The organism is Vibrio jasicida CAIM 1864 = LMG 25398 (assembly GCF_000400365.1).
GTDB lineage: Bacteria > Pseudomonadota > Gammaproteobacteria > Enterobacterales > Vibrionaceae > Vibrio > Vibrio jasicida.
The window spans coordinates 1-204 of sequence record NZ_BAOG01000151.1; the positions used below are offsets into that span (position 1 = coordinate 1).

Sequence of the window (204 nt, forward strand, 5' to 3'; positions counted from 1 at the left end):
TGAAGTGACCCCGTAAAGTTGGACATTTCTGTTAAGCGGCTTTCAAGGCCTGAGTTCGATACTCTATCGGAGTCAGGCCTTTTAGCTTCACCTTTATACGTTTGGTATTGTAGTACTCGATGTATTCTTTAATTTGCTCTATCAGAGTATCTGCATCTTCAAAGCTCTGGTTGTGATACATCTCTGTTTTAAGTAAAGCAAAAA

At 39.2% G+C, this 204-nt stretch carries 1 protein-coding gene; it reads right to left on the reverse strand.

Annotated elements, in window-relative coordinates; all coding sequences use genetic code 11:
- Positions 1-31: 31 nt before the first annotated feature.
- The coding region (locus tag VJL_RS28395) for an IS3 family transposase (RefSeq protein ID WP_265101995.1) at positions 32-204 on the reverse strand (173 nt) is incomplete at its 5' end.